Genomic DNA, 6,781 nt, shown 5'->3' on the forward strand with positions numbered 1-6,781 from the left:
GGTGGGATAGGCAGGCGCGGCGGTATGAACGGATAAAGCGGAGGTCATGATGCGTGCATTTGCCCTAACCGGCTTCGGACTGCTCCTCGTCGCGGCGAGCCCACCCCCCGAGATCGCAGATTTGAAGCCGATCGCACTGCACCCCGGCGTCAACCGCATACCGGGTTTCCTTCCCGGCGGCGGCACGGCGACGATCGTCGAGGCGTGGCGTGGGAACGGCAATGCGCATAGCTATCACGCCTGGATGGTGCTGGGCGGGCCATCGGAGGGCAGTCCGGTCGGCCTGGTGGGTGTCGACCGCGCGACGGGCCCGCTGAACGACATCGTCACGGACAATCCCTTCGATGGCGAGCGGGTGCTCGGCGCGGTACGGTTCGCGACCGGGACGATCGCCGGGCGGCGGGCGGCGCTGCTGGTCGAGGCGACGCTGGACGATTCGCAGAGCGGCATTCCGGCGGACCATGCGACCGCCACCGTCCGCTGGTTCCGGCTCGATCACCAGGCCGATGCGACCGGCCGGACGACCGACGCCTTCGTGCCGATCGGCACGGTGCAGACGACCAAGCGCTACTGCAACGCCGACCTGGCGCTCCGCGACTTGGCGCGCGTCCCGCTGACGTCGAAATTCGGTGGCTTCAACCGCATCGATGGCTGTTTCGATGCCAAATGACATTGCTCCACCCCCCGACGGCTTCCACGGCCCCGTGAAGCGATCGATCACCATCGCCGGGCACCAGACCTCGATCAGTCTCGAACCCGTCTTCTGGTCCGCGCTGGAGGGGGCCGCGCGGGTGCAGGCGCTGCCGCTATCCGCGCTGGTCGCGCAGATCGATGCGCTGCGGATCGGCGCAACGAATCCGCCCAACCTCGGCAGCGCGCTCCGCACGTGGCTGATAACCCAGATTGCGAATTACTCTCAATAGCATTGACAGTGAGAACGACTCTCAATAGCGAATGCCCCAAGCAATCAGGGGTTTTCCGCTTTGAACCGTCGTACCGTTTCCGTGCCGCGCTCGTCGGCGTTCCTCGCGCTTGGCTGTGTCGGCGCGTTCACCACCGCGCCGGCGCTGGCCGCGGAAGACACGAAATTGACGGCGGTCGCGGCGGACGCGGACACCGATCCCTCCCAGAGCGACATTCTGGTCAACGGCAAACGCGTCCGCGCCGATGCCAAGGCGGTCGCGCCGGTCGTGAACACGCCGCGGTCGATCGTCACGCTGGACAAGACCATCATCCAGCAGACCGGGTCGAACAGCCTTCAGGACGCGCTGCGCACGATCCCCGGCATCACCTTCGGCGCGGCGGAGGGGGGCAATCCGATCGGCGACCGGCCCTTCATCCGCGGCTTCGACAGCCAGGGCAGCATCTATGTCGACGGCGTTCGCGATCTCGCGTCGCAGAGCCGCGAGGTGTTCGCGACCGAATCCGTGCAGATCGTACGGGGATCGGATTCGACGCTCGGCGGCCGCGGATCGGCGGGCGGGACGATCAACATCATCTCCAAGATGCCCGAACTGCGCAATTTCGGCGAGGTGGACGGCAGCTTCGGCAATGCCGGCTACAAGCGCGTCACCGGCGACCTGAACCTGAAGGTCGCGGACAGCATCGCGTTCCGGATCGAGGGGCTGTGGCACGACCAGGACGTCGCGGGGCGCGACGACGTGTACCAGCGCCGCTGGGGCGTCGCACCGTCGATCACGATCGGGCTCGGCACGCCGACTCGGCTGACGGCGAGCTATTATTATCTGGAGAGCCATGAGCTTCCCGACAGCGGGCTGCCCTATCGCTATGTCTGTTCGGCGACGGTCTGCAACGCGCCGACGACGGGCAATGTGCTGTCGCAGCCAGCGATCGGCACCTTCACGACGCTGAATGGACAGACCGGGACGATCGCGCGGTCGACTTTCTACGGGCTGACCGACCGCGATTTCCGCAATTCCACGACCAACCAGGCGACGATCAGGGTCGAACATGATTTCGGTAGCCTGACGCTGCGCAACACCGCGCGCTTCAGTCATGACGAGCAGGATTATATCTTCACGCTACCCGACGACTCCAACGGCGACGTCTTCGGCATCCCGACGATCGCGCCGGGCACGGTCGACAAGACGACGGGCGGTGTGGAGCAGGTCGGCGGCGGTTATGTCTGGCGGCGGGGCAATACGCGCTACGGCTATGACCAGAGCATCATCGACCAGACCGACCTGTACGGCACGTTCGATACCGGCAGCATCAAGCACAGCATCGCGGTCGGCACCGAGATCTCGTGGGAGAAGGACCGTCGTGGTGCGTTCGTCGAACAGACCGGCGCGACGATCAGCCCGCGCTGCGATACCACGACCGTCTCGCGCTATTATTGCATCAGCCTGTTCAACCCCAATCCGAACGATCCGTGGGTCAACACCACCACCGATACGTCGAACGTGCCGACCGCGATCGTGAAGGGCCTGCCCGGCAGCGAGACGCAGAACGATGCCAATACGCAGAGTATCTACGGCTTCGACTCCATCACCGTCGTGCCCGCGGTGATCGTGAATGTCGGACTGCGCTACGACCGGTTCCAGTCGATCCTGACGCCGGCGATCTCGACCGGCCTGACGCCGCCCGCGGCGGGGGTCTACCAGATCAGGGAGTCGCGCACCGATCGGCTGTTCAACTATCAACTCGGCCTCGTCCTGAAGCCTACTCGCGAGACCAGCGTCTATGCCAGTTATGCGACCGCCGCCACGCCGCCCAACAGCCTGCTCGGCGAAGGGCGCGAGGACAATGCGCTGCCGACCACCACGACGACTGCGGCCGGCGCGCTGAACCAGCTGAAGGTGCAGAAGACCAGATCCTACGAGGTCGGCGCAAAGGCAAGCGTGTTCCACGAGAAGCTCGCGCTGGCCGTAGCGGTGTTTCAGACGGATACGGACAATGCGCGTGTCGCGATCGACGCCAATACCGTCGCCTATCTGGGCAAGACGCGGGTGCGCGGCGTGGAACTGACCGCGAGCGGGACGATCCTGCCCGGCTGGACGATCTTCGGCGGCTACACCTATCTCGATCCGGTCGTGACCGACGGCGGCAATGCCGCGCTGACCGCCCCCGCGGTCGGCACGCAGGCGGCGCAGGTCGTGTACGTGACCTCGGTCAACACCGGCAAGCAGGTGCCCTCGACCGTGCGCAACAGCTTCACCGCGACGACCAACGTCACGTTGTACAAGCGCTTCCAAGTGGGCGGCAGCGTGATCTACAACGACCGCCAATATGGCGGCTATGCCGACAACCGCACCGCGACGCAGACCGCGGCGGGCGTGGTGACGGTGAACCCCGCGACCGTGGTGCTGTACCGCGAGATCCCCGGCTATGTCCGCTTCGACGCGCGGGCGAGCTATGACGTGACGAAGAACGTGACCTTCAGCGTCAACGCGCAGAACCTGACCGACAAGGTGTATTTCAGCTCGGCCTATGCCAACCACTATGCAACGATCGCCGCCGGCCGGACGGTATTCGGAACGGTCGGGGTGAAGTTTTGATGGGTGCCGATGCTCATTCCTCCCCGGGACGGGGAGGGGGACCGTCCGAAGGACGGTGGAGGGGGGGTGCCACAAGCGGATCGCTCGCGGATAGCCCCCTCCACCATGCCGCTGCGCGTCACGGTCCCCCTCCCCATGCTGGGGAGGAGTGGGTGGGGACGCTCCGCATCGCCGCACTCGAAGGCCACCCGGAAGCGCAGGCGCTGTACGGCCAGGTCCTGCTGGACGGCATCGCCACCCCCGCCGACCCCCGCGCCGCGCTCGGCTGGTTCGTGAAGGCGGCGGCGCAGCATCACCTGATGGCGCTCAACATGGTCGGGCGCTGCTATGATCTCGGCTGGGGCACCGCGCCCGACAAGACTCGCGCCGCCCAATGCTATCGGATCGCCGCCGAGCGCGGGCTGGACGCGGCGATGTACAATTACGCGACGCTGCTCGCTCTCGGCGAGGGCCTGGCGGAGGACAAGGTCGCGGCCCTGGCGTGGCTGGAACGCGCGGTCGCGGCGGGCGAGGGGGTGCAGCGGGCGAAGGCGCTGAACTTCATCGGCAGCTTCGCGGAGGACGGCTGGGCCGGACCGGTCGATCCGGCCAAGGCCGCGACCTGCTATGCCGAGGCGGCAGAGGGCGGTGACTTCCGCGGTTGCTTCAACCACGCACGGATGCTGGGCGAGGCAGGCCGCGTCGACGAAGCCTTGCCCTGGCTGCGCGCGGCGGGCGGGCGGGGGAACGCGCGCTTCGTCGCGCAGGTCGAGACGTGGCTGGCCGCGTCCGCGATCCCCGGTTTCGCGAGCGAGGGGCTGGCGGTATTGCGCGAAGGCACGGGACGATGCTGATCGCCGTCCCGGATGTCCTCGACGCGGCCGGGGTCGCGCGGGTTCGCGGCATCGTCGATGCGGGCGACTGGATCGACGGCAATGCCACGTCCGGTACCGGCTCCGCACTCGCCAAGCGCAACGAACAATTGCCCGAGGAATGCGCCGCGGCGCGCGAAGCGGGCGGGATCGTGCTGGACGCGCTCGCCGCCTCGCCGCTGTTCGTGGCCGCCGCGCTGCCGCTGAAAGTCTTTCCGCCACTGTTCAACCGTTATGCCGGCGGCCAGTCGTTCGGCGCGCACGTCGACACCGCGATCCGGATCCGCCGCGGCAGCGATTTCCGCATCCGGAGCGATCTCTCCGCGACGCTGTTTCTCGAAGATCCGCAAGCCTATGACGGCGGCGAACTGGTGATCGAGGACCGGTTCGGCGCGCAGACGGTGAAGCTGCCCGCCGGCCATCTCGCGCTCTACCCGGCGTCGAGCCTGCACCATGTCACCCCGGTCACTCGCGGCACGCGCGTCGCATCCTTCTTCTGGGTCCAGTCGATGATCCGCGACGATGGCGCGCGGGCGATCCTGTTCGATCTGGACGGCGCGGTACAACGCGTCGCCGCGGGCCAGGGACAGGGCGACGACACGGTCGTTCGCCTCACCGGCATCTATCACAATCTGCTCCGCCGCTGGGCGGACGTCTGAGGACCGACATGACGAAACTGGCGATGCGCCGTGCCTGGTTCCAGGTGCACAAATGGATCGGGCTGATCCTCGCGATCCTCATCATCCCGCTGTCGCTCAGCGGTGCGGCGCTCGTCTGGTACGAACCGCTCGACCGCGTGCTCGACCCGGCCCGCTACGCCGTGTCGGGCGATATGGTGCTGGCCCCCGACGCCTATGTCGCGGCGGCGCGCACCGTCCTCGCACCTGGGGAGCGGATCGCGACGCTGGCCGTGCCCGACGGTCATGGGCCGGTCGTGATCGCCGCCACGGTCGCCGGGGCCACGCCGCGTCTCGGTCCGCCCCAGCGCATGCTGGTCTATCTCGACCCGCCGACCGCGCGGGTGCTGGTCAAGGCACCCGGCAACAGCGGGATCATGCGGACGGTGCATATACTGCACGGCAGCCTGCTGGTGCCGGGGGTCGGCCGGACGATCGTCGGGTGGATCGGCGTGGCGATGGCGGTGTCCTGCTTCACCGGGCTGTGGCTGTGGTGGCCGATGAGCGGTCGATTCGCGCGGGGTCTGCGCTGGCGCCGGCATCGCAATACCGACACCAACCTGCACCATCTGTTCGGCTTCTGGGTCGCGCTGCCGCTGTTCATGCTGTCGCTGACGGGGGCGTGGATCGCGTTTCCTTCCTTCTTCGCCGCGCTGGTCGGTCAGTCCGGCCAGCGCGGTGGCCCCGACCGCGCGATGCAGGCGCGCGCGCAGCCTCTCGCCACGCCGGCGCAGTCGCTCGCGACGGTGGTCGCGCATGCCAGCGCGGTCGCGCCCGGCGATCTGCGCAGCATCGCCTGGCCGACCGATCGCACCCCGGACTGGACCGTGACGCTCGCGCGCGGCGGGCGGTCGCCCGCCAGCGTGAAGGTCGCCGACGATACCGGCACCGCGGTCGTCGCCCCCGCGCGCCGCGACGGCGGTGTCGCGCAACTGGTCCGGCGACTGCACGACGGCACCGGCATGGGGCCGGTGTGGCAGGCGATCATCTTCATCGGCGGCATCCTGCCCGCGATCCTAGCGGTGACCGGCATCATCATGTGGTGGCGCGCTCGCCGCTGGCGCGCGGCGGTGGCGGCACGGCGGGCGGGGTAAAGCATGATCGACCGGCGATCATATGCGCGCTGGTGCGAGACACCCCTCCCCGGCGAAGGCCGGGGTGGCGAACCTTGAGCCGCGGCCGTCGTTCAAATCATGGACGATGCTCCCCATGTCCGCCGTCCTGCGGGTGCGGCGCGGGTGCGGCGTGCAGCGCGGGGGCCGGTCGGGGCGCGGGCGGCGCATGTTGGGGCACCGGTGCGGCATGCGCGGCGATCTGCTGATGCGCGGCGGCCTCCTGCTGGTGAACCGACTGCTGCGCCTGATGCGCCGCCTGCAGCTGCGCATGGTCGCTTTGCCGCAGATCGGCCTGCTGGCGCGTCGCCTGCTGCTGGTCGCGTCCCCCCTGGCGTTGGGCGTCATGGAACGCCGCACCGGGATCGCCCGGTCCGCCGCCGCGGTGGACCTGGACGACGCTATTTGGCCGCCGGGCGGGCGGTCTCGCATCGGCCGGTGGCGCGTGGTCCGCGAATGCGCGGGGCTGATGCTCGACGCGCGGCGCTTGCCGGACCGCCTGTTGCTGCGATGGCGGTGCCTGACGCGCTTGTGCGACCGGCGGTCGACCGCGCTCCGCGGGCTGTTGCTGCGGAGCCCGCGCCGCCTCGACCGGAGGTCGGGCCACGTCCGGCGCTCGCGGG

Annotated in this window: 7 protein-coding genes; all 7 read left to right on the top strand. The window is 68.7% G+C overall.

Going from position 1 to position 6,781, the window contains the following annotated elements; genetic code table 11:
- Positions 1-49: 49 nt before the first annotated feature.
- A complete protein-coding gene (locus HUU99_RS02015; RefSeq protein ID WP_174284895.1) occupies positions 50-670 on the top strand; it encodes a hypothetical protein in 621 nt (206 codons plus the stop codon).
- Complete coding sequence (locus HUU99_RS02020) at positions 660-923, top strand: ribbon-helix-helix domain-containing protein (RefSeq protein ID WP_174284896.1); 264 nt, start codon at positions 660-662, stop codon at positions 921-923. The genes HUU99_RS02015 and HUU99_RS02020 overlap by 11 nt, the downstream gene beginning before the upstream one ends.
- A 60-nt stretch (positions 924-983) precedes the next feature.
- Complete coding sequence (locus HUU99_RS02025) at positions 984-3,518, top strand: TonB-dependent receptor (protein WP_254602865.1); 2,535 nt, start codon at positions 984-986, stop codon at positions 3,516-3,518.
- A 152-nt stretch (positions 3,519-3,670) separates the two neighbouring features.
- On the top strand, positions 3,671-4,351 hold the full coding sequence (locus HUU99_RS02030; protein ID WP_174284897.1) for a tetratricopeptide repeat protein: 681 nt from the start codon (positions 3,671-3,673) through the stop codon (positions 4,349-4,351).
- Positions 4,345-5,028 carry a Fe2+-dependent dioxygenase gene (locus HUU99_RS02035; protein ID WP_174284898.1) on the top strand — a complete coding sequence of 228 codons (684 nt, stop codon included), beginning with the start codon at positions 4,345-4,347 and terminating at the stop codon, positions 5,026-5,028. Before HUU99_RS02030 ends, HUU99_RS02035 begins: the two co-directional genes overlap by 7 nt.
- A gap of 8 nt (positions 5,029-5,036) precedes the next feature.
- Positions 5,037-6,140, top strand: a complete 1,104-nt coding sequence (locus HUU99_RS02040) for a PepSY-associated TM helix domain-containing protein (protein WP_174284899.1) — start codon at positions 5,037-5,039, stop codon at positions 6,138-6,140.
- Between the two features lie 115 nt (positions 6,141-6,255).
- Positions 6,256-6,781, top strand: a 526-nt coding sequence (locus tag HUU99_RS02045) for a hypothetical protein (RefSeq protein WP_174284900.1), incomplete at its 3' end; no start/stop codon positions are given.

The sequence above is a fragment of the Sphingomonas bacterium genome (assembly GCF_903642285.1).
Classification (GTDB): Bacteria; Pseudomonadota; Alphaproteobacteria; order Sphingomonadales; family Sphingomonadaceae; genus Sphingomonas.

Bases quoted from the DNA above. Each gene is read 5' to 3' on its own strand.
- HUU99_RS02020 (WP_174284896.1), top strand. From the start codon at position 660: ATGCCAAATGACATTGCTCCACCCCCCGACGGCTTCCACGGCCCCGTG.
- HUU99_RS02035 (WP_174284898.1), top strand. From the start codon at position 4,345: ATGCTGATCGCCGTCCCGGATGTCCTCGACGCGGCCGGGGTCGCGCGG.
- HUU99_RS02040 (WP_174284899.1), top strand. From the start codon at position 5,037: ATGACGAAACTGGCGATGCGCCGTGCCTGGTTCCAGGTGCACAAATGG.
- HUU99_RS02015 (WP_174284895.1), top strand. From the start codon at position 50: ATGCGTGCATTTGCCCTAACCGGCTTCGGACTGCTCCTCGTCGCGGCG.